Raw genomic sequence first — 22,724 nt, forward strand, 5'->3', positions numbered from 1 at the left:
CAATATTACCCTAAGGTGATATTGCTCTCACGCAATGAGATGGGAGTGAGCTTTACACAAAAGTTAAAGCTCAAATACGTTAGTAAAAAATTTATACAGTTCAGTGCCTTGGTTTACACTCGCTGATGCAAAGTGCAAAATTGCGATGGCATCACAATCAAGTGTGAGTGTTTGCAAAGGCTGCTCACTTAAATAACGCTCCATGCGCAGTACTTTTGCAATTGGCTCACCCGCTTTGATGTGACCCCCCAATGGCGCAATATATTCGACCATGCCGCCCATTGGTGCGTAATAGGCAAGGTAGTCATTTAAATTGCAGCCATAGCGAGTTATCGCTTTTGGCAGGTGAGGTGCATCAAGTAATACTTGTTTATGATTTAGATAGCTTAAAATACTATAGGCATCATCAAATGCTGCACTCAAATCAATTTTTTCTTGGCTACCAAGCTCCACGGTAAACGCTTCAACCTGCACGGCAAACTCACGACCTTGTTTGGCAAGTGCGTCTGTTAATTGCCACCATGGGCAAAAACTGGCTTCGTCCATTGCACCATCAAAGTCATTTGGGATAAATAACACATGGGGAATATTAAAGTAGCTGGCGCTGGCTTTCGCATAATCAGGGCAATATAAATGCTGGCTAGAGATTGGCCCCGTGTGTAAATCCAAAACAATATCCGCTTGGTGGGCGAGCTTTTGCAAATTAAGAGCAATGCGTTTACCTGTGGTTAGGCGGTACGCGGGGCCCGTTAATTGCTGATCGACTTCATCGATCAGCGCGGCTTTAAATGCGCTTTTTAAAGTGTGATCATCTGCATCTGCATATTGCTCGGCAAATTGCACCGCTAAGCTACTGTTGCAGTGATACATACGGTTCCAGTTGGTGCCCGTTATTGGATCAAAGCGACCGAGGGTAAATTCCCCTGATTTTTGATTGCAACCAATAGGATTCGCGTAAGGGACTAAAGTGATATCGCCTTTGAGTTTAAGGCACTTAAGCTGCTCAAGTAATTGGAAGATAACGGCATTACCTTGCACTTCTGCGCCATGCATATTTGCTTGCACGTAAACGCTAGGGCCGCTGCCATCGCCTTTAATTCGATACACTGGAATCGTGAGCGGTAAACCATTGGCGACTTCACCGACTACAATGTTTTCTTGGCTAATGGGTGTTGTGGTACTCATATTAATTACCTCAGGTAGTAGCTAGCATCTTCAGCTTGGCGTACACAGGTTAATTGGCCATTTTGTAACGTGTATTCGGCAGCTAATTCATGGCATAAAAAGTACGGCATGCTTTCGGTAAATCCGTAGGCACCACATTGACTAAATATAAGCCAGTCATGTTCATTTAAATCCTTAGGTAAATGGTGTTCGCCTAAGCAATCAAGCGCAGTGCACAGTGGGCCATATAAACTCATTGCTTGCGTTGTTGCGTTTGACTCACGCAATAGTCGCACAGGGAAGTCTTGGCTGGTTACCGCTGGGCGTAATAAGTGGTTTATTCCACCGCTTAAAATCACTTGTTGTTGGCCATAGTTTAATTTACTTTCAACGACAGGCGTTGCGTAATGACCACACTCACCTACGGCATAACGACCAAGTTCCATCCATAATTCATCTACGCCAGCATCGCGTTTAATTTTTGCAAGTGCATCAATCAGTGCATCCCAGCTTAGAGTGGGCGCATCTAACGTGTATGGAATACCTAAACCACCGCCTAAATCGAGTACTTTTAAATTAATGCCTAAGTCGTCGGCAAGTTGCGTTAGCGGCGCAATCATTTGTGACCAGAGCTCTGCGAGTTTGTCACTGCTGAGCATATTGCCCCACTGAAAAATATGCAGGCCGTCAAAGTTTAGCGCAGGGTAGTCGCGAGTATTTAGCGCCTGCCATTCATCACAACCGAGCCCAAACGGCGTTAAGCTATCGCCACCTAGTGGGTTTTTTTCGCCTTCGGGCCAGCGTAATTGTACGCGCAGCAATACTTGCAGCTGACAGTTTAGTAAGCTTGCTTGCTCATTGAGCCAGCGTACTTGATTGAGGCTTTCGGCAACAAATATGCGTACTCCGCGCTCAATAAAGTGTTTAATTTGTTTCGGGCTCTTTGCAGGCCCGGTGTTGAGCACGCGCTCGCTGTTAATACCTTGAGCAAGTACTTGCTCAAGTTCGCCCTTGCTTGCAACATCAAAGTTAAAGCCTGCGCTATCTAAGCTTTGAATCACTTTAGATAGGGGATTAGCTTTAACGGCATACCAAAGCTTTACCTGTGTTTGCGTTACTAAACGCGCTAAGTGTGCGTTTAGGGTATCAAGGTCATACACAAAAAATGGCGTATCAAGCTGGCTTGATAACTCATCAATGGCGGTTTTAACTGGCGTGCTCAAAAAGGTCATTAACGTAAAACCTCTTCAAGAAGTAATGACGCATCGCTTTGTTCGTCGCGGTATTTTACGATTAACGCGCATGACATGCTTAAACCTTGCTCGCGTGCCCATGCGTTTGATGCCGGACGAGAACCTGGTATAACAATCGCGTATTCTGGAATAGGTTCGCCTTTATCAAGCTGACGCTCATTTACGCAGTCATATACAGGGATAGTGGCTGATAAACGTACGCCAGGGGCAAGTACTGCGCCTTTTTTAACGACTACGCCTTCAACAATCACACAACCTGCGCCAATAAATGCGTCGTCTTCAATGACTACCGGGCTTGCGCCAATTGGCTCAAGTACGCCGCCTAATTGTACTGCAGCGCTTAAATGTACATTTTTACCTACTTGCGCACACGAACCAACCAAGGCGTGGCTATCAACCATAGTGCCTTCGTCAATAAATGCACCAATGTTTACATACGCTGGTGGCATGATAATCGTGCCTTTAGCAACATGTGCACCGCGGCGAACACTTGAGCCACCTGGTACCATACGCACACCATTTTCAGCAGTGAATTCTTGTGGTGCTAGGTTATGTTTATCTACAAAACCACCAGCGAATTCAGTATTAGTGCCGTTTTTAAACGCTTCTAAAATACCTTTTTTTACTTCAACGTTTGCATGCCATTGGCCGTTATCGTCTTGTGTTGCTGCGCGTACGGCGCCCGATTCTAAATTATTTAATAGTTCTAACCAGCTCATTATAAAAACCTGTATTTAATGCCAAGATAAAATGGTGTTATTTGCATTACTGATACAATCAGTTTGCGTTAACTCAAGGTGCGTTAAAGGTGGGCGCAAATACGGGCTAGTAATACGCCCTTGCAAATGCATCAATACTTTAACGGGAATAGGATTTGCCACGGCGAACAAGCTTTGAATCGCTTGTGACCAATCGGCAAATAAATTGGGGTGTTGGCCGCTAAGGCTACGTTTTACAAATTCATGGGTTTGTGTCGGCCACGCATTGGCTGCAACAGACACTAAACCTTTTGCACCCGCTTGGGCAAAGTAAGGCATAAGTGCGTCATCACCACTAAAAATAGCTAACTGTGGTGCGGCATTTCTAAAACCTTCAAACTTGGCGATGTCGCCACTGGCTTCTTTTAGCGCCCATAAATTTTTATGATTTTTTAAATTGCTAATTACGGCAGGTGGAATATCAACAGCGCTGCGCCCTGGGACGTTATAAAGCATGCATGGATGAACACAGGCATCGAGTAGGTTTTCAAACCAGTGGGTTTGACCAATCACGCCTGGCTTTGCGTAAAGAGGAGAGCCAAGTAAGTAGCCGTGAATAGGCAGTTTATTGCAGTATTCAACCCAAGCAATTTGTTGTTTGAGGTTCATACCGCCAACAGCAACCATAAGCGGTACGGTCGGATTTAATTGGCATACATGTTCAACAATGGCTTGTTGCTCTTTAAGCGTTAAGGCAAGGCCTTCGCCTGTGCTGCCAAGCAGTAAAATGCCGTTATTTGCTGCTTGCTGTTGCGCAACTAATTGATCAAGAATCGCATAGTCGACTTCGCCAGCGTCAGTAAAAGGCGTTACAAGTGCTGTCCATAAAGGATAGTTGTTTAAATCAAAATTGTTTTTCATCTACAACGAACTTATAGAGTGTTCGATGAGTATGCTGTGGGGTACGTGAAAGTGCGCCGCATCGTAGTCATTCGAACTAATATAATCCGAAGAGCGAATGGACTTAATATAATAGGGCGCAATGGCCTTATCATGCTAAGACCAGAAGCTCTCCACCAAAAAATTTAACAGCAGCGCTGTTATTGGTGACAGTCGCTGGGATTCAACCCAGTCGCCCGAAGTAACCCTTCACAAAAAGTGTTACTTCTCGGCGTTAATTCCCCTCACGTATGATCATTGGAGTGTGTGCTCCTCACATACGTTACCTGAATAACGCACCTCTTCTAGCCCACAGTGTAAGTTTCATTAAATAAAAAACTTACACCTTAAATAGGGGTAATGGCAGTGATTAAAGCATTTTAGCCGTCTAGGTGTCAAGTTGGCTTTTGAACGATCGCTTCGAGAGGGTGGTTACGTATTAATGTTTTTTTTCGTACACTAGCAAACAAAGTCGGTTTAAGGGTATTCAGTAATGGAAAAATTTCAGGAAATTTATCAGCGAGCAGCGCAGCGTAAAGGCAGTGAAGCGATGCTTGAGCAATTGCTTTACGCGCCGCTTTCTAATAAGCAACTAAAATGCTTGCCTGATGATGCATGGCTTGAAGAATTTACCCGTAAGGTATTTCAAAGCGGCTTTTATTGGTCGGTTATTAATAGTAAATGGACAGGCTTTAGAGAGGTTTTTTGGGACTTTAATATAGAAAAATTACTGATGATGCCACCTGATATGCTAGAGCAAAAAGCAACTGACGAACGTATTATTCGCAACTTTAAAAAAGTACAAACTATTCCAGAAAATGCATATATGATTCACGACGTTGCTCAGCAGCATGGCAGTTTTAGTCAGTTTGTGGCTGATTGGCCAAGTGACGATATAATTGGTTTGTGGGCGTATTTTAAAAAGCACGGTGCACGTTTAGGGGGTAACACAGGCCCGTACACACTGCGCGCATTAGGCAAAGATACCTTTTTGTTGTCGCGTGATGTTGAGGCTTATCTTCGTGGGCATAAAATTATTGATGGTGGTTTGCAAACTAAAAAATCACTAAATAGCGCACAACACTTTTTTAATGAATTACAGCAGCAAAGTGGCTTAAGCCTCCAAGTGCTGAGTTTATTAGTGGCATACAGCGTGGGTGATAACCGCGTTGGCATACAAACAACCGAAGCCTAAGGAATCCAATGAAACTTGTTAGTCGCTATACTCATATTGCAGAAGATTTTGCAGTCCCTGATTTACCTAGCCCTGTTGTTGCACCAACTTTATTACTTTGGAATGAGGCGGTAGCTAAACAGCTCGATATTCAAGTGAGTCCGTCAGAGCGCGCATCCATCTTTAGCGGAAATACCAGTAACAGCACTGTTGCGGCCGTTGCGTTGGGGTATTCAGGGCATCAATTTGGGCATTTTTCACCACGCTTAGGAGACGGCCGCGCGCATTTATTGGGTGCCGTATCTGATCAACATCAACAGCTGTGGGATATTCAGTTAAAAGGGTCCGGTGCTACGCCATTCTCTCGTGGTGGTGATGGGCGCTGTGCTATTGGCCCTGCGATACGTGAATACATTATGAGTGAAGCAATGCATGGCTTAAGTGTTCCGACTACACGCTGTTTAGCCGTGGTTGCCAGTGGAGAAACGGTTTATAGGCAACCACCACAGCAAGGTGCGATAGTAACGCGTGTTGCAAGTAGCCATATTAGAGTGGGGTCTTTTCAGTATTTAGCAACTCAAGGGGACGTGTCAGCGCTACAGGCATTAGCTGATAGTGCAATTGCGCGCCATTACCCTGAAATTCAATCCACAGGGTCAGATCGTTACTTAGCATTTTTAAAAGCTGTTATTGAAAAGCAAATCACTTTGGTCGTAAGTTGGATGCGGGTTGGTTTTATTCATGGCGTGATGAATACAGATAATACACTAATAAGTGGTGAGACGATTGATTACGGCCCATGTGCGATGATGAATCAATTTGATTTTGATACTGTGTTTAGCTCAATTGATCGACAAGCGCGGTACGCATTTGGCAGTCAGCCTAACATAGCTAACTGGAATTGTGCGCGTTTGGCTGAGAGCTTACTGCCACTCATACACGAAGATGATGAACAAGCCGTCGAATTACTTAGCCCATTAATAAATGGTTTTGCTGAGCAGTTTAACCAAGCGTTTACGCAAATGTGGGCTCAAAAACTCGGTTTTGCAGGTCACCATACAGATGATGCGCAGTTAGTTGCTGAGTTATTGGCGATATTAAAAGACCACAAATTAGATTATACCAATACCTTTGATGAGCTTACCAAGTCACTGCAGGGTGAGCAGGTAATATCTCAGCCACTAAAAGCGTGGTCACTAAAGTGGCTAAAACGCACCGACCAACATAGTTTTGCGATAATGCGAGCGGCAAACCCAATGATGATCCCACGTAACCATATTGTTGAAGCTATTATTGAAGAATTTGAGAATAAAGGTTCAAGTGAGGTATTGGCTGCATATTTAGTTGCACTGCAAAATCCGTATAAGTTAATGATAGAGAACGCACAATGGCTACAACCACCTGCCGATGGCGGTGCGCAATATAAAACCTTTTGTGGTACCTAAATTGATGAATTTATAGATGTATTTCGGACCTATAATGGGTTAATTATTAAAGGTAATAATCAAGCTACAGCATTTATCATGATAAAAGGAATTTTTCATGATTATTTCTTACTTATTATATGAAATAAATGCGTTTTCTACTTGTTGATTTAAAATTAACCAATATAATGCACACCACTAGGATTAGTGAAAAAAGGCCTTGTTCCTTAAGATGTTATTCAACTGTAAATGGTTGTCATCTATTAACTAACTAATCCAGTACGAGATTTAAGTAGGTTAGGTAAAGTTTTTTATCTGAACTATAATGTAGGGCGCTTTATTTTTAATAAATACTTTATTTTGTAAAAAAATACAATTTAAGTGTTTTCGTTAAGTAATGATTAACAAAAGATTCGGTACTCTGGGCACACTTAATGAGCTAGGACTACTTAGCTACAGTTTTAATTGTTAAAATGGGAAGAAAACAATGAAATTAAAATCACTTACAATTGCATTAGCACTAGCTGCAACTAGCGCTTCAAGTTTCGCTGCTGAGAAAGAAGGTTTCTTTATTGGCGCATTTGGCGATTATTACGATGCTTCATGGGAAAATGTACGTGGCAGCGCTGGTACTAACGTTGATGATTCAACAGGCTGGGGTGCTGAACTAGGTTATCGTTTTAACGATTACTGGAGTGCACGTCTTGAGTACGCTGATATGGATTTTGATATCTCAAATGCAAATCCTGCTATGACAAAAACAAGTATGGGCGGCGATCGCTTAGGTATCGATGGTCTTTACCACATCGACGGCGGTCCATTTTATGGCATCTTCGGTCTTAAACAGATCGATGTTATGGAAAAACTTACTTTTGCAAACGTAGGTGCTGGTTACCAACATTACTTTACAGATAACTTTGCATTTAATGCTGAAACGTCTATCTACCAAGGCCTTGACCGTGGTTACACAGATGTTGCTGGTAAATTAGGTTTAAGCTACTTATTTGGTAATCAAACTTCGTCAGCTGCGCCAGTTAAACCTGCGCCAGTGACTGCTGCTGTAGTACCTGTTGCTGTAGAGCCTACTGATAGCGACAACGATAATATTGCTGATGCAAATGATAACTGCCCTAATACACCAATGGCTGATGCAGTTGATGCTAACGGTTGTACTTTGTATAAAGATACTAAAGTAACAACTAGCTTATTAGTTACTTTCCCGCATGATTCTGCAATGGTTAAGCAACAGTACTTCGATGATATTGCTTCAGTATCAAAGTTCTTAAAAGAGCATACAGATACAACAGTATTACTTGAAGGTCATGCTTCAGCTGTGGGTGACGCAAGCTACAACAAAAAACTTTCTAAGAAGCGCGCAGATGATGTTGCTGATGAGTTAGTTAAAGATGGCATCTCAAGAGACCGTATCACTACTGTTGGTTTCGGTGAAGAGCGTCTTAAAAATACAGCTAACACACGAGCTGCACACGCAGAAAACCGTCGTGTTGAAGCACATGTATCAACTGTTGAGCGTGTAAAAGTTAAACGTTAATAGTTATAGTATTTAAAAACCCAGCCAAGTGCTGGGTTTTTTTATGTCTGATAATAATGATTCGCAATTGGTATTCATGTGAATAGTGACTTCTTTAAGTTGTATTCATTTTATTTATAGTGGGTATTGCGGTTAGCTTTACTGTATGGGCTTTAATCTATACTTAAAAGCTCTATAATTAATTGTCAAAATTCTATAAGTATTTGGTAAGTTTCGTGAAAGCGCGCACTGCTGACTACTTTAACGTCACCAAGAGGGCAAATATTGTGCTACAAGATTATCGTACACACGTCGAAGAGCGTGCTGCGTTAGGTATCGTACCAGCGCCATTGGATGCTCAGCAAACGGCTGATCTTATCGAATTAGTAAAAACTCCACCTGCAGGTGAGGAAGAGTTTATTCTAAATTTATTAGTAAATCGTGTGCCACCTGGAGTGGATGATGCTGCTTACATTAAGGCTGGTTTTTTAGCGGCGGTTGCTAAAGAGGAAGCCATTTCACCACTCATATCAAAAGAAAAAGCAGCTGAATTATTAGGCACCATGCTAGGTGGCTATAATATTGCGCCAATGATTGACCTACTTGATGACGAAACATTAGCGCCAGTTGTAGCTAAGGGCCTTGCAAACACATTATTAATGTTTGATGCATTCTATGATGTTGAAGAAAAATCAAAAGCGGGTAATGTTTTTGCTAAGCAAATCATCGAATCTTGGGCAAATGCACAGTGGTTTATGGCTAAGCCCGCGGTTGCTGAAAAAATTTCAGTGACTGTATTTAAAGTAACGGGTGAAACAAATACTGATGATTTGTCGCCAGCACCAGATGCATGGTCTCGTCCTGATATCCCATTGCATGCTTTAGCAATGTTAAAAATTGAACGTGATGGGATCACACCCGATAAAGGCGGCGAAGTTGGCCCCATTACACAACTTGAAGAATTAAAAGCAAAAGGTTTGCCACTTGCATATGTAGGTGATGTTGTAGGTACGGGCTCTTCACGTAAATCTGCGACTAACTCTGTGCTTTGGTTTATGGGCAATGATATTCCGTTTGTACCTAACAAGCGTGTTGGTGGTGTATGTTTAGGTAATAAAATTGCGCCAATCTTTTTCAACACAATGGAAGACTCAGGCGCATTACCAATCGAGTTAAATGTTGATGAACTCAATATGGGCGAGCAAATCGACATCTATCCATACGAAGGTGTTGTTAAGCGCCACGGTACTGATGAATTTATCTCTACTTTTGAACTTAAATCTGAGGTGATTTTAGATGAAGTGCGTGCAGGTGGTCGTATTCCGCTGATTATTGGTCGCGGTTTAACTGATAAAGCGCGTGCATCACTTGGTTTAGATGCAACAGATGTGTTTAAAGTACCTGCGGTTACGGAAGCATCTGACAAAGGCTTTACATTGGCTCAAAAAATGGTTGGTAAAGCATGCAACGTTGTAGGTATTCGCCCAGGTCAATACTGTGAGCCTAAAATGACCACTGTGGGTTCGCAAGATACAACAGGCCCAATGACGCGTGATGAACTTAAAGATTTAGCCTGTTTAGGTTTCTCAGCAGATTTAACAATGCAGTCTTTCTGCCATACATCGGCTTACCCTAAACCTATTGATGTAAACACACATCACACGCTCCCTGATTTTATCATGAACCGTGGAGGCGTTTCTCTTCGCCCTGGTGATGGTGTAATTCACTCATGGTTAAACCGTATGCTATTACCAGATACCGTAGGCACGGGCGGAGATTCACATACACGTTTCCCATTAGGCATTTCATTCCCCGCAGGTTCAGGAGCCGTTGCATTTGCAGCTGCAACCGGTGTAATGCCACTTGATATGCCAGAGTCTATTTTGGTTCGTTTTAAAGGTGAAATACAACCAGGTATCACGTTACGTGACCTTGTACATGCAATCCCTTACTACGGTATTAAAGAAGGCCTATTAACCGTTGAGAAAAAAGGTAAGATCAACGAGTTTTCTGGTCGCGTACTAGAAATTGAAGGCGTTGAGCACTTAACTGTTGAGCAAGCGTTTGAATTATCTGATGCGTCGGCAGAGCGTTCAGCTGCGGGTTGTGCGGTTAAACTTTCTAAAGAGTCTATCGCTGAATATCTTGAATCTAACATTGTAATGCTTAAGTGGATGATCTCTGAAGGCTACGGTGATGTGCGTACTATTGAGCGTCGAATTACAGCAATGCAAGACTGGTTAGCAAACCCTGAACTAATGGAAGCTGACGCAGACGCAGAGTATAAACACGTACTTGAAATTGATTTAACTGACATTAAAGAACCCATACTTTGTGCGCCAAATGATCCTGATGATGCACGTTTATTATCAGATGTTACGGGTGAGAAAATCGACGAAGTATTTATTGGTTCATGTATGACTAATATTGGTCACTTTCGTGCAGCGGGTAAACTACTCGATGGCTTTGAAGGTCGCATTCCCACGCAGCTGTGGGTTGCTCCGCCAACTAAGATGGATAAAGACCAACTCACAGAGGAAGGCTACTACGGTATTTTTGGTCGTGTTGGTGCACGAATCGAAACCCCTGGGTGTTCATTATGTATGGGGAATCAAGCACGTGTAGCAGATAAAGCCACAGTGGTTTCTACCTCTACCCGTAACTTCCCAAATCGTTTAGGTAATGGCGCAAATGTATTCTTGGCATCAGCTGAGCTTGCAGCAGTAGCGGCTATTTTAGGTAAGCTACCAACGGCTGATGAATATCAAGAATATGCAGCGAAAATCAATGCAACAGCAGCAGATACATACCGTTATTTAAATTTCCATCGCATGCCTGCTTATACTAAAAAAGCAGACCAAGTGATCATTCAGCAAGCAGTTTAAATATTACTTAATCGTTAGATAAAAGCCTGCACTGCAGGCTTTTTTATTTCTTATATCTAACTATTGCAGCTACCAATTCAGGAGAGTCTAATTTGTTTGGTTATTTAATTTGATTTTTAGTTATTTAGAGCAATATTAATGTTAACTATTTTTTCTTTGTGTCGATATAAAATCAATTATCTACTGAGTTTGCATTAAAATCCTCGCATTATTCTATGGGTTAATCCTCTTATTTTTAGGCGAGATCTTTATGACAGCATTAAACAACCAAAACCTCCTACAACTTCGTTTTGTAAACCAAGCTCATATTGAGGCAGTTAAGCCATCATTCGCTAATCTTCCGGCTAATCCGTATGCCGACGGTGCTTTCCGTAAACGCCGTTATTCAGTGATTAAAGTCCAAAATGATGAACTAGTATTACAAGCTACAAAAGCATTTGTACAAGATGATTCAATTAATACTTTTCAAGGTAATGTAGAGCGCACTTATGAAAATCTAGAGCCGAGCTTATTAGCAAGCAATGGTATGAAAAGCATCGTGAATGAGTTTCGTGCTATTACAGGTATAAGCGAAGAACGTGATATTGAAATTCATCAATTTCGCATGCTTGCAATTGAAAGCAACACACCGCCAGCGCCCGAAGGTATTCATCAAGATGGTTTTGACCATGTGTGTATTTGTGGTGTCTCACATGAGAATTTAGAAGGTGGCGAGCTACTTGTGTATGAAAACAAACAAGCTGAGCCGTGTTTCAAAATGGAAATTAAAGACGGTATGTTTGCGCTTATTAATGACCGTGAAGTGTGGCACAACGCGACTCCAATGAATAAAATTGATGCGAGTAAAGCAGGCTACCTTGATTGTTTTGTGTTGACGGCTTAAGGAATAACGATGAATTTAACTAAACTACGACGTCAATTTCCAGCATTAATGCAGCAAGTAGCAGGAAAGTCGCCCATATTTTTAGATGGCCCAGGTGGCTCGCAAGTCCCGCAATCAGTATTAAGCGCCATGTCGGCTTATTTAGGTTATTACAACTCTAATTTAGGTGGTGCTTTTTTCTCAAGCGATAAAACCGTTGAACTAATGACTAATGCTCGTCAAGCGGCTGCTGATTTACTCAATGCGCCATCGAGCGATCAAATCGTATTTGGCGCAAATATGACGAGTCTAACGTTTAGTTTTAGCCGCGCGATTTCACGGGACTGGCAAGCAAGTGATGAGATCATTGTTACTAATGCAGATCACTTCTCAAATGTATCATCATGGCAGCAAGCAGCAGAAGATAAAGGTGTTAAAGTTAATACCGCCCTTATTAACGAAGCTGATTGCAGTTTAGATTTAGCGCATTTTGAAAGCTTACTAAACAACAATACTAAGTTAGTTGCTGTGACCTATGCATCAAATACAACCGGCTCTATTAACGATATTAAGCGCATTGTTGAGCTTGCACACGCTGTAGGTGCATTGGTGTATGTAGATGCCGTGCATTATGCGCCGCATGAACTGATTGATGTTCAAGCCTTAGATTGTGATTTTTTAGCCTGTTCAGCTTATAAGTTTTTTGGCCCACACTTAGGTATGGTTTACGGTAAGCGCGAACACTTAGAAGGGTTTACGCCTTATAAAGTAGAGCCAGCAAAAGACGTGATCCCAGGTCGCTGGGAAACGGGCACGCAAAATTTTGAAGCACTCGCAGGTTTAATTGCTGCAGTGGATTACATTGCTGCAATAAGTGAATTAGATGACAGCCACCCACGCCGTGAAAAATTGGCCGTGGCATTTACTAAAACAAAACAGCACGAAATGGCATTAAGTGAGTACTTCCTAACCCGCTTAGTTAATTACCCTAATATTAAGCTGTTTGGAATTGATGATTTAGATCGCTTAGCTGAGCGCACTCCCACTTTTGCTTTAACCTTTGAAGGACTTACCCCACGTGAAGTGTCCGAATTTTTAGGTAAGCAGCATATTTGTGTATGGGATGGTAATTTCTATGCACAAGGCTTATGTAAGCAGTTAGGTGTATTAGATTCCGGTGGTGTTGTGCGCATCGGTTGTATGCATTACAACACCATCGAAGAGCTAGATAAGTTGTTTAATTTGTTTGATCAATTACTTTAGAGCTATAAGTCATAAGCTGTAAGTTTTAAGCGACCAGAGCGCTTGGTAAGCCTTGACATAAAATCTGAATTGAGTAGATTTTTGGCTTACCGCTTACCGCTTACCGCTTACCGCTTACCGCTTACCGCTTACCGCTTACCGCTTACCGCTTACCGCTTACCGCTTACGATTGTGGTTGCCCATATATTTGCTCGGCGCGGTTAAACAACACCCACGATGTGAGAATATATTTATCATTTGAAATGGGTTTATTCCCTCTATGTGTATGGGTAAAGTAACCAGGGGCAATCACCATGGTACCTTGTTTTGGTGATATTTTACGTTCTTGATAGTAAAACTCAGTTTCACCACCTTCTTGCACGTCATTTAAATAAAACATAAATAACAGTACGCGATGCAAAGCCTCATTATGGCCAGTCTGAGGGTACACTTCGCTGTGCCAATATGGGTAGCCACCTTTATTGATTTGATATTTTTGTGCTTGGATATTACCTAAGCGAAAAATTTGCTGGACAAGTAGTGGTAGCTGAGGTTTTCCCACCTCTTCAAAGTTCGCTTGCGTCAAGTCAGTGGGTACGCCAGTTTTTGGATGATACACTTTTAAACCAAATGCACCTATCATCATAAAAATATGTTCTTCAAGGTATTTAAATACGTAACCGGCCGTTGTTTGTTGAATGTGTTTTAGTTGTTCTGTGTATTCAGGGTGGTTACTGAGGTGTAAGTCATGGCTGTCTTTTTTATTTAAATCGATACCGCCCGATGTCATCCCTTGCTTAAGATGCGGGCTTTGTTCAAACTCAGTAATAAAGTTATTGCAAAAATCTTTGCTCAGGGCGTTATCGTAAACGCGAATAAAGTCCGTCATGGGCTGCCTTTATATAATTATTATTGGATTATTATGTTTATTGAAAAAATCATGCCGCGCTTTAGTGAAACAGATGTGCTCGGACACATTAACAATACCGTACTCCCCGTATGGTTTGAAGCCACGCGGGCACCTATTTTTAGATTTTTTACGCCAGATCTCAATCCACATGATTGGAAATTGATCATAGCTAAAGTAGAGGTGAGTTTTTTGGGGGAATTATTTTATGGTCATGAGGTTGAAGTAAAATCAACCGTTGAACATATTGGTTCAAGCTCATTTGTTATTCGTCAAGAGGCATATCAGCAAGGTAAATGCTGTGCAGTAGGGAAAACAGTCATGGTGCGATATGATTTTATAAATAAAAGTTCTACCCCATTATCGCAAAATGAAAAAGCAGCGTTAACGGATCATTTAGTCGATAAGTAATACGCTGAAGTGGTTGCGCTTCAGCGTATTGGTTGGTTGCATCACTGTAAGAAAATATCACTGCCAATCAGGCATTGTTGGGCGGCGGGCAGTGTGGTTAATACTTCACTACTTGCATTAACAGTCGTTGCGTCCACAGTGGCTGCTTGGCTAGGGCATGTTGACCTTTGTGGATTGAAATTTGTTCAATCTAGGGGCGATTTAATCGCGGCGCGAGGTTTGTAACCTAGCGGGCTAAGTAAAAACCGAGCAACAAAGAGTCAATCGCCCCTAGGAAGAACCCCTTGGGCAGCGCATGCTTGGCATTTATACTGCGTTACCGCCTATTTATGGGGAACAACCACATTGCATAGGCGCTGCCTTGCCTAAATACCAAACATACTGCTGCAAAATCAATCACGAAAGGTCAACACGCCCTAGGTAGCACTATGCTCGCCAGCATTAAAGTTGCAAAAATAGTGAGCATAGAAATTGCCTGTTTATCTGTTCTATTCATTATTGTTGACCTGCGATATCTAGCTGAGTAATTGTGTAGCCTTGCTCTGTTAATAGCGATAGTAAGTTATGCTCACCAACCAAGTGCGCTGCACCTACAAGGACGAGCTCTTGTTGCTCATTACCAAACATGGCTTCTACTTTAGGTAACCAATTGTAATTGCGATCTTTTAAAAGCTTTTTGAATGTATCAGGATCATCTTTGAGTAAAGGTAATACCACTAATTCATTGAGCAACTCAGTATCGCCGCTGCGCCACGCTTTCATCATGCTATTAAATAAAGTGCTGTAATCATTGAGTTGGTCTAAGTTAGATTGAATGAATTTATTCTCGTTGTTTTCACCCATTTCTTTAAATAACCGCAGCTGGAATGCAATATCTTCTAAATACTGCTGTGGTTTATTATCAGCACTAGCCCGTTTTGCAAAATACGCATCGACACCTTCACCAATTAAACTTTGCTTTTGTAGCTCCATTGACATTAAAACAACACTGACCATAAATGGTCTAAAGCTATTAAGCTCATTCAAACTAGTACCAAATTGTGCCAGTTTAGCTTCAAGTTGCTTCTTTACTTGTGGCGTCAGCTTTTCACTGAGCGTTTCATCATTTTTATATGACAATGTTTGTATCATATTCATTTGTGCTTGAGCATCCGTTGGATCAGGCATTTTAGCTTCTAAAATAACGGTATCGCTTTGCTGATAAGCAAATTCAAACTCAGCAGGCAGTGGCATTTGGCTGCTAGGTAAAATATGTAAAGTGCCGCCGATATACACTGTATCTTCACCTTTCTTAACTTGCCAAACAGAAGTTTGGGCGGCGGCACTTAAAGTTAGCAAAGAGCAGCCTATAAGTAGGCTTTTATTTAATAAATTTTTGCGAAAATTGAACATCCCTCATTCCTTATTGTTTGGTGATTAAAAACGATATTAATTAAACAAGCTTGCTAATTTTTCTGCAATTGTTTGGTTTATTTTTTGAATTGAACTATCAATCTTTTTGTTGATTGCAGCATCAATTTGATTTAATTGGTTTTCAATTGAAGCGTTAAAGTCACTCGTGAAATCATATTCAACTGTTGTTACTTCCTTTACTTGTACTGAGGCTGTTACAGGAGTAATAGTGTGTGTTTCAATGTCATTCTCTGCTGCGTTTACACTAAATAAAGTTGCTGCAAGCGTACTTGCTAAAACGGTTTTTGTTGCGATTTTAGTAAATGATTTCATGATTTATTCCTTTATTATTTAGTCTGTATTACTACCAATATGTGATGTGGTAAGTAATGTTAAGTTAAAAAATGTTATCGCTAAGCGGTAGCGATGAGTGAATATTAAGGGGTGATAGGGAATAAGTCGCTTATCTAGATATGAGCAATTTAATTATAAGGTTTTAGATTTTAAATTGGTTTATAATCAATGGTTTATCGTTAAAGGTTATGATGCGGGATAAGGTTTTATTGTGTGTTTTTATCAAGGTTAGTATCGGTAAAAGGATAATATGAACAAAATGAAAAGTTAATTTTGCATCTGCATGATGTTTTCAATCGACAATTAACTGAAAGTTCTTTTTGATTGAGTTAGAATGCGGGCGAATTATCATATTGCTTTTTAGCTACTAAATACAAATGAGTTACTAACCAGATGTTGTTAATGATCGATAACTACGATTCGTTTACCTATAACCTAGTGCAATACTTTCAGCGTTTAGATCAGGATGTGTTAGTAAAGCGTAATGATGAAATCACCGTAAGCCAAATTGCACAGTTGAACCCTCAACATATAGTGTTATCTCCTGGGCCATGTACACCCGATCAGGCTGGTATCTCATTAGATGTTGTTGACAAATTGAAAGGTGATTTTCCTATATTAGGAATATGTTTAGGCCATCAAACAATTGCACAAGCATTGGGTGCTAAAGTGGTAAAAGCAAAGCAAGTGATGCATGGTAAAACTTCTGCTATTTGCCATACAGGAGAAGGCGTGTTTAAAGGATTGGCTAATCCACTAACGGTGTGTCGTTATCATTCGTTAGTTGTCGAAAAAAACAGTGTGCCTGCTGAGCTATCGATCACTGCATGGAGTCAGACCAGCGATGGTCAGTTTGATGAGATTATGGGCTTAGTGCATAAAAGCTTAGCGTTAGAAGGGGTACAGTTCCACCCTGAAGCAATATTAACGGAGCAGGGGCTTGAATTACTTGCCAACTTTATAACTCGGTTCTAGGCTTAAACTGGTTTGATTTTACTTAAAGAAAGATATTAATGAATGACTGATGAAATGCGCGAACACAGAACGGCAAAAGTACTTGAACAGCGAGCTCATGATCTGCTGCTTGGTCACAGTTTTGCGCAACGTCAAATCGGCTATATTCATACTTTAGAAATTGATTATGGCGCGCCAATGAAGCAGCGCACTTTACTTGAAGTTGAAATGGCTGCGCAAAAAAAGCGACAAAAATCCAGTACGGCTCATCATAAGTATCGCGCTCAAGCAAGCCAGCAATTACATCAAGTGATCGAAACCGCCATGAATAAACAATTGGCAGATATAGACACGGTATTGCATGAAACAATAGGTATAGAGGATAACGTTCCTGCAATTTTAGAAGTTTTAGCCGTTAAATCTGCGTCGGTAGGGCGTTTAGAGCCCCTAGTAAATGATTTAAGTTGGTTAGGTCGAGAACTGGTCTCTTTTGTGAATCTGCCTTATTACCGTAAGCAGCGTAATAAGCACACATCAGTAAAAGTTGATAACCCATCTTTGGCGCTGCGTTATATTGGCTTAGATAACTTGCAGTTTGTAGTCCCCACCTTTGCGGTACGCCACTGGATGCCACACAGTACTGAACCTTTCCCATTATTAAAGCGTCGCTTACGTGATAACTCGATGGCCTGCGCTATTGCTGCACAAGAGTTGGCTAAGGTAAATGGTATGAATGAAATGCATGCTTTCACGCTGGGGATGCTATTAGATGTGGGTAAAATTGCTTTAGTTAGGCTTTACTTACGAACTTTTGAACTTGTTTGGCAGCGTAAAGTGTCTATCGCGCGCGAAGAGCAACATAAAGACTTACATACGGCTTTACTGGAACTTAAACCAGATCCGTTGTTTTTAAGCACGCTACTCAGCCAGCATGCATTAAAAGTAACTGCAAAAGTGATTGAGAAAATGTCATTTCGTTATTTGCCTTTTAATACAGTAATGGAGCAACTAACGGCACCGCTTCCTAAAGGCGAATCTTTATTGCCATTAACGGTATTAATGCAGAAGGCTCGCTGCTATTCACAATATATCACTCTGGAAGAGCATCAACTGATCGAAGCTGATGAAAAAACTGTTTGGCTAAAACACCTCAACTTTACGCAATCTGAGCTAAATCTACTCGAAAAAACTAATTTTCAACACTTTCATATTAAAATTGACTAGTTTTATAAAATAATTGTTAATTTTTTTTGCGACTATTCATTCATCATTAAGCTCACCAGTAGCGCTGTATTTTAGTTCAATAGCTCTGCTGGGCATGTTATAGGCTGCAATTTAGAACAAATTTATTGTGATTTTCTTTTTCAAATAGTTATTCACTATCTCTGAAATAATATCTCAAACCCTTTATTTACAAGGGCTGTATGAAAGTATTCTAAGAGACAGATGACTAAAATTCTGAAATAATGCGTGTCTGAAAATTGAACCAGAGAGTATTTTTTGGCAATTTAAGCTATGCTCATCTACGCCAAAGAGAATGGTATTTTATACCATCATTTCGATATTCACACTCTCTGTGTGCTCACAATTAAGAGGATATAAAATGACAGTTAATCGCGATTTATTTGATCAAGTAATGGTTCCTAACTACGCACCTTCAAGCATTATTCCAGTTCGTGGCGAAGGCTCACGCGTATGGGATCAGCAAGACCGTGAATATATCGATTTTGCCGGTGGTATCGCTGTTAATTGTCTAGGCCATTGTCATCCTGCATTAGTTAAAGCATTAAAAGAGCAGGGTGAGAAGATCTGGCATTTATCAAATGTTATGACGAATGAGCCAGCACTGCGCTTAGCTAAAAAGTTAGTAGATGCGACATTTGCTGAAAAAGTATATTTTGCCAACTCTGGTGCAGAAGCAAACGAAGCTGCCCTTAAACTTGCGCGTCGTTTAGCACTTGAAAACTTTGGTGCCGAAAAATCACAAATCATCGCATTTAACAAAGGCTTCCATGGCCGTACATTTTTTACCGTAACAGTAGGTGGTCAAGCTGCTTATTCTGACGGTTTTGGTCCAAAACCAGGCGATATCGTACATTGTGATTACAATGATTTAGCGGCATTTGAAGCGCTTATCTCAGATAAAACATGCGCAGTAATGATGGAACCTTTGCAAGGCGAAGGCGGCATTATTTCACCAACGGATGAATTTGCTAAAGGCGTTCGTGAGTTATGTACTAAGCACAATGCGTTGCTTATTTTTGATGAAGTACAAACCGGTGTTGGCCGTACTGGTGATTTATACGCATACCAAGGTTTGGATGTAACACCTGATATTTTAACAACAGCTAAAGCGCTTGGTGGCGGTTTTCCAATCGGCGCGATGATCACAACGACTGAAATTGCTAAGCATCTTAAAGTGGGAACTCATGGTTCTACTTATGGCGGCAACCCATTAGCGTGTGCCGTTGGTGAAGCAGCATTTGATACTGTTAACACATCAGAAGTACTTGCCGGCGTGAAAGCGAAAGAAGCGTTATTCCGTGAATTACTAACGGCAATCAACGATAAATACAACGTATTCTCTGAAATTCGTGGTAAAGGTTTGCTTATTGGTGCTGTTGTTAACGAACAATTTAAAGGTCGCGCTAAAGAATTTTTAGTCGCGGGCACAAGTGAAGGCGTAATGTCGTTAGTTGCGGGTGCTGATGTTGTACGTTTTACCCCATCATTAGTAATTCCTGAAGCGGATATTCGCGAAGGTATGGCACGCTTTGAAAAAGCAGTAGCTAAAGTTGTGAACGGTTAATCTAGCGTTCTCATTATTTAAGGGCAAGTAGCAAGCTTGCCCTGATCTTCTATTTTACCGTTATTTATAAGGGAGCAAGCGGACTCATGATGATTCTTCGCCCAATCCAGCAATGTGATTACCCAGCTTTATTGAAAATTGCCCATGAATCAGGGCATGGTTTTACCTCTTTGCCTAATAACGAAGCGTTATTACAAAAGAAAATTGACCATTCAGTAAGCTCATTTGCAAAAAGTGCATCTCAACCGGGTGACGAAGGTTACTTGTTTGTTCTTGAAGATAGCGAAACAGGTGAAGTGGTCGGAACCTCAGCCATTGAAGCCGCAGTTGGTTTAGATGATGCGTTTTATCATTACCATTTAAGCAAAGCAATTCATTCATCGCGTACGCTTAATGTGTATAAAGCGGTTGATATTTTAACGCTATGTAATGATTACACAGGCGCTACAGAGCTTTGCACTTTATTTTTAAAAGATGGCTACCGTAAAAACAACAACGGCAAGCTACTTTCAAAAGCCCGTTTTATGTTTATTAAACAGCATAGAGAGCGCTTTGCTGAAACCGTGATTGCAGAAATGCGCGGTGTATCAAATGAAAATGGCGACAGCCCTTTTTGGCAATGGTTAGAAGAGCATTTTTTCTCTATGGACTTCCCAACTGCCGATTATCTAACCGGTATAGGCCAAAAAGTATTTATTGCTGAGTTAATGCCAAAATACCCAATTTACGTCAATCTTTTAAGTAAAGATGCACAGGCGGTTATTGGTCAAGTACATGATAATACACGCCCCGCAATTTCATTACTTAAAAGTGAAGGCTTTACCTTTAACGGTTACGTTGACATCTTTGATGCAGGTCCGACCGTTGAAGCAAAAGTAGATAATATAGCGACAGTACGTAACGCCAAAAACTTTACCGTTAAAATTGGTGAAAATAGTGGCGAGACATCGGTAATGCTAGCAAACGAAAAACTCAATGATTTTAGAGCAACCGTAGCAGAGCTAACGTTTGATGCGAAAAACCCAGAGATTACTTTGTCACAAGAAATCGCTGACGCATTGCACCTTCAAGCTGGCGATACTGTCACAGCAACAAGTTTATAATTTAGGAGAAAGTATATGACTCATCCTGCACAATTTATTAATGGTCAATGGTCACAAGGCCAAGGCGAAGCATTTAGTTCAGTAAACCCAGCAAATAACACCGTTATTTGGCAAGCAAATTCAGCAACAGCTGAACAAGTTGATACAGCTGTTAATGCTGCACGCGACGCTTTTTACAGCTGGGCTGATAAGACATTCGCAGAGCGCTTAGCCATTGTAAAAACGTTTGCTGAAACACTTAAAGCACACAGTGAAGAATTAGCTGTCGCAATCGCACAAGAAACGGGTAAACCATTATGGGAAACTCGCACTGAAGCGGGTGCTATGGTTGGTAAAATTGCAATTTCTGAAAAAGCCCTTCTAGAACGCACTGGTGATGTTGAAAACCCAATGCCGCAAGGCCGTGCGATGATCCGTCATAAGCCACATGGCGTTGTTGCTGTATTTGGCCCGTATAACTTTCCAGGTCATTTGCCTAATGGTCACATTGTGCCTGCACTTTTAGCTGGTAATACAGTGGTATTTAAGCCATCAGAGCTAACGCCCGCTGTTGCAGAGCTAACACTTAAGCTTTGGGAAAAAGCAGGTTTACCAGCCGGTGTTATTAACCTTGTTCAAGGTGAAGTAGAAACAGGTAAAGCATTAGCCGCGCACAAAGGCATTGATGGCTTATTCTTTACAGGCTCATCACGCACGGGTCATATTTTACATGAGCAGTTTGCAGGTCAGCCAGGTAAGATCCTAGCATTAGAGATGGGGGGTAATAATCCGCTTATCATTACTGATGTTGCAGATACTAAAGCAGTGATCCACGATATTATTCAATCAGCATTTATTTCAAGTGGTCAACGTTGTACGTGTGCACGCAAACTGTTTTTACCTGCAGGCGAGCAAGGCGATATAATTTTAGCCGGTTTAATTACTGCCACTAAAGCGATTAAAGTCGGTAACTACGATGACGCAGACCAGCCATTTATGGGGTCGATGATTTCATCAGTGGCAGCCGCAGGAATGGTTACAGCACAACAGCAGTTAGTTGAACTTGGTGCAAAGATGTTAGTTGAGCTTACTCACACTGCCAACACAGGGTTTGTTACTCCAGGCATTATTGAATGTACTGATGTTGCTAACTTCCCAGATGAAGAGCATTTTGGGCCACTGTTAAAAGTATTCCGCTTTACTGACTTTGATCAAGCAATTGATAAAGCTAACGATACAAGCTTTGGTTTATCAGCAGGCTTACTGAGCGATAACGCTGCAGATTACGACCACTTTTTACGTCGTATTCGCGCGGGTATTGTTAACTGGAACCGCCCAATCACAGGTGCATCAAGTGCCGCACCGTTTGGTGGCATTGGCGCATCAGGTAATCACCGCGCAAGTGCATACTATGCGGCAGATTATTGTGCATACCCAGTTGCCTCCGTTGAGCTTGAAAAAGTAGCCATGCCAGCAACATTAAGCCCAGGTTTAAAAATTGACTAATTACTATTAATAAAAATAGCAATAAAGAATTGAAAAAGCAGCCTTGGCTGCTTTTTTTGTATTGCTTTTTGAGCAAAGGTAGCATTTAAATGCGCTTTCTGCTTAAATCAATAGAGTCGTATTTTATTAGGTGAAGA

Annotated in this window: 19 protein-coding genes and 1 riboswitch; of the genes, 12 read left to right on the forward strand and 7 right to left on the reverse strand. The window is 41.3% G+C overall.

What is annotated here, in order from left to right; translation table 11 throughout:
- Positions 1 to 63 precede the first annotated feature (63 nt).
- The 4 genes from HH219_RS17410 to dapA are packed head-to-tail and all read right to left on the reverse strand — an operon-like array spanning position 64 to position 4,036.
- Positions 64 to 1,185, reverse strand: a complete 1,122-nt coding sequence (locus HH219_RS17410; RefSeq protein WP_169328172.1) for a succinylglutamate desuccinylase/aspartoacylase family protein — start codon at positions 1,183 to 1,185, stop codon at positions 64 to 66.
- A 5-nt stretch (positions 1,186 to 1,190) separates the two neighbouring features.
- Positions 1,191 to 2,396: a PLP-dependent decarboxylase gene (locus HH219_RS17415; RefSeq protein WP_169328173.1), complete on the reverse strand. Its 1,206-nt coding sequence runs from the start codon at positions 2,394 to 2,396 to the stop codon at positions 1,191 to 1,193.
- Positions 2,396 to 3,136 (reverse strand): 2,3,4,5-tetrahydropyridine-2,6-dicarboxylate N-succinyltransferase, encoded by a 741-nt coding sequence (locus HH219_RS17420; protein ID WP_169328174.1) that lies wholly within the window; start codon positions 3,134 to 3,136, stop codon positions 2,396 to 2,398. Before HH219_RS17420 ends, HH219_RS17415 begins: the two co-directional genes overlap by 1 nt.
- A gap of 15 nt (positions 3,137 to 3,151) precedes the next feature.
- Positions 3,152 to 4,036, reverse strand: a complete 885-nt coding sequence (gene dapA / locus HH219_RS17425; RefSeq protein ID WP_169328175.1) for a 4-hydroxy-tetrahydrodipicolinate synthase — start codon at positions 4,034 to 4,036, stop codon at positions 3,152 to 3,154.
- Positions 4,037 to 4,173: 137 nt separating this feature from the next.
- Positions 4,174 to 4,367: riboswitch (Lysine riboswitch) on the reverse strand.
- A gap of 180 nt (positions 4,368 to 4,547) precedes the next feature.
- On the opposite strand from dapA, the gene HH219_RS17430 reads away from it, so the two are divergent.
- The 6 genes from HH219_RS17430 (at position 4,548) to HH219_RS17455 (ending at position 13,193) form a co-directional block, all read left to right on the forward strand.
- The gene (locus HH219_RS17430; RefSeq protein ID WP_054452891.1) at positions 4,548 to 5,249 is read left to right on the forward strand and encodes a DNA-3-methyladenine glycosylase I; all 702 of its coding nucleotides are present in this window, start codon (positions 4,548 to 4,550) and stop codon (positions 5,247 to 5,249) included.
- 8 nt (positions 5,250 to 5,257) lie between these two features.
- Positions 5,258 to 6,673 (forward strand): protein adenylyltransferase SelO family protein, encoded by a 1,416-nt coding sequence (locus tag HH219_RS17435; protein WP_054206874.1) that lies wholly within the window; start codon positions 5,258 to 5,260, stop codon positions 6,671 to 6,673.
- A gap of 466 nt (positions 6,674 to 7,139) precedes the next feature.
- Complete coding sequence (locus HH219_RS17440; protein ID WP_054204552.1) at positions 7,140 to 8,204, forward strand: OmpA family protein; 1,065 nt, start codon at positions 7,140 to 7,142, stop codon at positions 8,202 to 8,204.
- Between the two features lie 266 nt (positions 8,205 to 8,470).
- The gene (acnB, locus tag HH219_RS17445) at positions 8,471 to 11,068 is read left to right on the forward strand and encodes a bifunctional aconitate hydratase 2/2-methylisocitrate dehydratase (RefSeq protein ID WP_169328187.1); all 2,598 of its coding nucleotides are present in this window, start codon (positions 8,471 to 8,473) and stop codon (positions 11,066 to 11,068) included.
- A 250-nt stretch (positions 11,069 to 11,318) separates the two neighbouring features.
- Positions 11,319 to 11,951, forward strand: a complete 633-nt coding sequence (locus tag HH219_RS17450; protein WP_169328176.1) for a 2OG-Fe dioxygenase family protein — start codon at positions 11,319 to 11,321, stop codon at positions 11,949 to 11,951.
- A gap of 9 nt (positions 11,952 to 11,960) precedes the next feature.
- The gene (locus HH219_RS17455) at positions 11,961 to 13,193 is read left to right on the forward strand and encodes a cysteine desulfurase-like protein (protein WP_169328177.1); all 1,233 of its coding nucleotides are present in this window, start codon (positions 11,961 to 11,963) and stop codon (positions 13,191 to 13,193) included.
- Positions 13,194 to 13,356: 163 nt separating this feature from the next.
- On the opposite strand, the gene HH219_RS17460 is transcribed toward HH219_RS17455, so the two are convergent.
- On the reverse strand, positions 13,357 to 14,061 hold the full coding sequence (locus HH219_RS17460; protein WP_054452885.1) for a 2OG-Fe(II) oxygenase: 705 nt from the start codon (positions 14,059 to 14,061) through the stop codon (positions 13,357 to 13,359).
- Positions 14,062 to 14,094: 33 nt separating this feature from the next.
- On the opposite strand from HH219_RS17460, the gene HH219_RS17465 reads away from it, so the two are divergent.
- A complete protein-coding gene (locus HH219_RS17465) occupies positions 14,095 to 14,490 on the forward strand; it encodes a thioesterase family protein (protein ID WP_054204549.1) in 396 nt (131 codons plus the stop codon).
- A gap of 495 nt (positions 14,491 to 14,985) precedes the next feature.
- Here HH219_RS17465 and HH219_RS17470 read toward each other — a convergent pair whose 3' ends face one another.
- Positions 14,986 to 15,882 carry a TraB/GumN family protein gene (locus tag HH219_RS17470; RefSeq protein ID WP_054452881.1) on the reverse strand — a complete coding sequence of 299 codons (897 nt, stop codon included), beginning with the start codon at positions 15,880 to 15,882 and terminating at the stop codon, positions 14,986 to 14,988.
- Between the two features lie 36 nt (positions 15,883 to 15,918).
- Entirely contained in the window at positions 15,919 to 16,215 is a 297-nt protein-coding gene (locus tag HH219_RS17475; RefSeq protein WP_054452879.1) for a hypothetical protein, read from the reverse strand.
- Positions 16,216 to 16,629: 414 nt separating this feature from the next.
- Here HH219_RS17475 and HH219_RS17480 point away from each other — a divergent pair, with 414 nt between their 5' ends.
- The 5 genes from HH219_RS17480 (at position 16,630) to astD (ending at position 22,587) form a co-directional block, all read left to right on the forward strand.
- Positions 16,630 to 17,211: an aminodeoxychorismate/anthranilate synthase component II gene (locus HH219_RS17480; RefSeq protein ID WP_054204545.1), complete on the forward strand. Its 582-nt coding sequence runs from the start codon at positions 16,630 to 16,632 to the stop codon at positions 17,209 to 17,211.
- 42 nt (positions 17,212 to 17,253) lie between these two features.
- Positions 17,254 to 18,414 carry an HDOD domain-containing protein gene (locus tag HH219_RS17485; RefSeq protein WP_054204544.1) on the forward strand — a complete coding sequence of 387 codons (1,161 nt, stop codon included), beginning with the start codon at positions 17,254 to 17,256 and terminating at the stop codon, positions 18,412 to 18,414.
- A 379-nt stretch (positions 18,415 to 18,793) separates the two neighbouring features.
- Entirely contained in the window at positions 18,794 to 19,999 is a 1,206-nt protein-coding gene (locus HH219_RS17490) for an aspartate aminotransferase family protein (RefSeq protein ID WP_054204543.1), read from the forward strand.
- An 86-nt stretch (positions 20,000 to 20,085) separates the two neighbouring features.
- Positions 20,086 to 21,102, forward strand: a complete 1,017-nt coding sequence (gene astA, locus HH219_RS17495; RefSeq protein WP_169328178.1) for an arginine N-succinyltransferase — start codon at positions 20,086 to 20,088, stop codon at positions 21,100 to 21,102.
- A gap of 15 nt (positions 21,103 to 21,117) precedes the next feature.
- Complete coding sequence (gene astD, locus HH219_RS17500; protein WP_169328179.1) at positions 21,118 to 22,587, forward strand: succinylglutamate-semialdehyde dehydrogenase; 1,470 nt, start codon at positions 21,118 to 21,120, stop codon at positions 22,585 to 22,587.
- The last annotated feature ends 137 nt before the right edge of the window (positions 22,588 to 22,724 follow it).

Origin of the sequence: Pseudoalteromonas sp. NEC-BIFX-2020_015 (assembly GCF_012952265.1) — a bacterium.
In the GTDB taxonomy this organism is placed as follows: Bacteria; Pseudomonadota; Gammaproteobacteria; order Enterobacterales; family Alteromonadaceae; genus Pseudoalteromonas; species Pseudoalteromonas neustonica.

Excerpts from the sequence above, each read along its gene's own strand:
- HH219_RS17455 (WP_169328177.1), top strand. The coding sequence starts at position 11,961 with ATGAATTTAACTAAACTACGACGTCAATTTCCAGCATTAATGCAGCAA.
- HH219_RS17450 (WP_169328176.1), top strand. The coding sequence starts at position 11,319 with ATGACAGCATTAAACAACCAAAACCTCCTACAACTTCGTTTTGTAAAC.
- HH219_RS17430 (WP_054452891.1), top strand. The coding sequence starts at position 4,548 with ATGGAAAAATTTCAGGAAATTTATCAGCGAGCAGCGCAGCGTAAAGGC.
- HH219_RS17465 (WP_054204549.1), top strand. The coding sequence starts at position 14,095 with ATGTTTATTGAAAAAATCATGCCGCGCTTTAGTGAAACAGATGTGCTC.
- HH219_RS17470 (WP_054452881.1), bottom strand. The coding sequence starts at position 15,882 with ATGTTCAATTTTCGCAAAAATTTATTAAATAAAAGCCTACTTATAGGC.
- HH219_RS17490 (WP_054204543.1), top strand. The coding sequence starts at position 18,794 with ATGACAGTTAATCGCGATTTATTTGATCAAGTAATGGTTCCTAACTAC.
- astA (WP_169328178.1), top strand. The coding sequence starts at position 20,086 with ATGATGATTCTTCGCCCAATCCAGCAATGTGATTACCCAGCTTTATTG.
- HH219_RS17485 (WP_054204544.1), top strand. The coding sequence starts at position 17,254 with ATGACTGATGAAATGCGCGAACACAGAACGGCAAAAGTACTTGAACAG.
- HH219_RS17420 (WP_169328174.1), bottom strand. The coding sequence starts at position 3,136 with ATGAGCTGGTTAGAACTATTAAATAATTTAGAATCGGGCGCCGTACGC.
- HH219_RS17460 (WP_054452885.1), bottom strand. The coding sequence starts at position 14,061 with ATGACGGACTTTATTCGCGTTTACGATAACGCCCTGAGCAAAGATTTT.
- HH219_RS17480 (WP_054204545.1), top strand. The coding sequence starts at position 16,630 with ATGTTGTTAATGATCGATAACTACGATTCGTTTACCTATAACCTAGTG.
- HH219_RS17440 (WP_054204552.1), top strand. The coding sequence starts at position 7,140 with ATGAAATTAAAATCACTTACAATTGCATTAGCACTAGCTGCAACTAGC.
- HH219_RS17435 (WP_054206874.1), top strand. The coding sequence starts at position 5,258 with ATGAAACTTGTTAGTCGCTATACTCATATTGCAGAAGATTTTGCAGTC.
- astD (WP_169328179.1), top strand. The coding sequence starts at position 21,118 with ATGACTCATCCTGCACAATTTATTAATGGTCAATGGTCACAAGGCCAA.
- dapA (WP_169328175.1), bottom strand. The coding sequence starts at position 4,036 with ATGAAAAACAATTTTGATTTAAACAACTATCCTTTATGGACAGCACTT.
- HH219_RS17415 (WP_169328173.1), bottom strand. The coding sequence starts at position 2,396 with ATGACCTTTTTGAGCACGCCAGTTAAAACCGCCATTGATGAGTTATCA.
- HH219_RS17475 (WP_054452879.1), bottom strand. The coding sequence starts at position 16,215 with ATGAAATCATTTACTAAAATCGCAACAAAAACCGTTTTAGCAAGTACG.
- HH219_RS17410 (WP_169328172.1), bottom strand. The coding sequence starts at position 1,185 with ATGAGTACCACAACACCCATTAGCCAAGAAAACATTGTAGTCGGTGAA.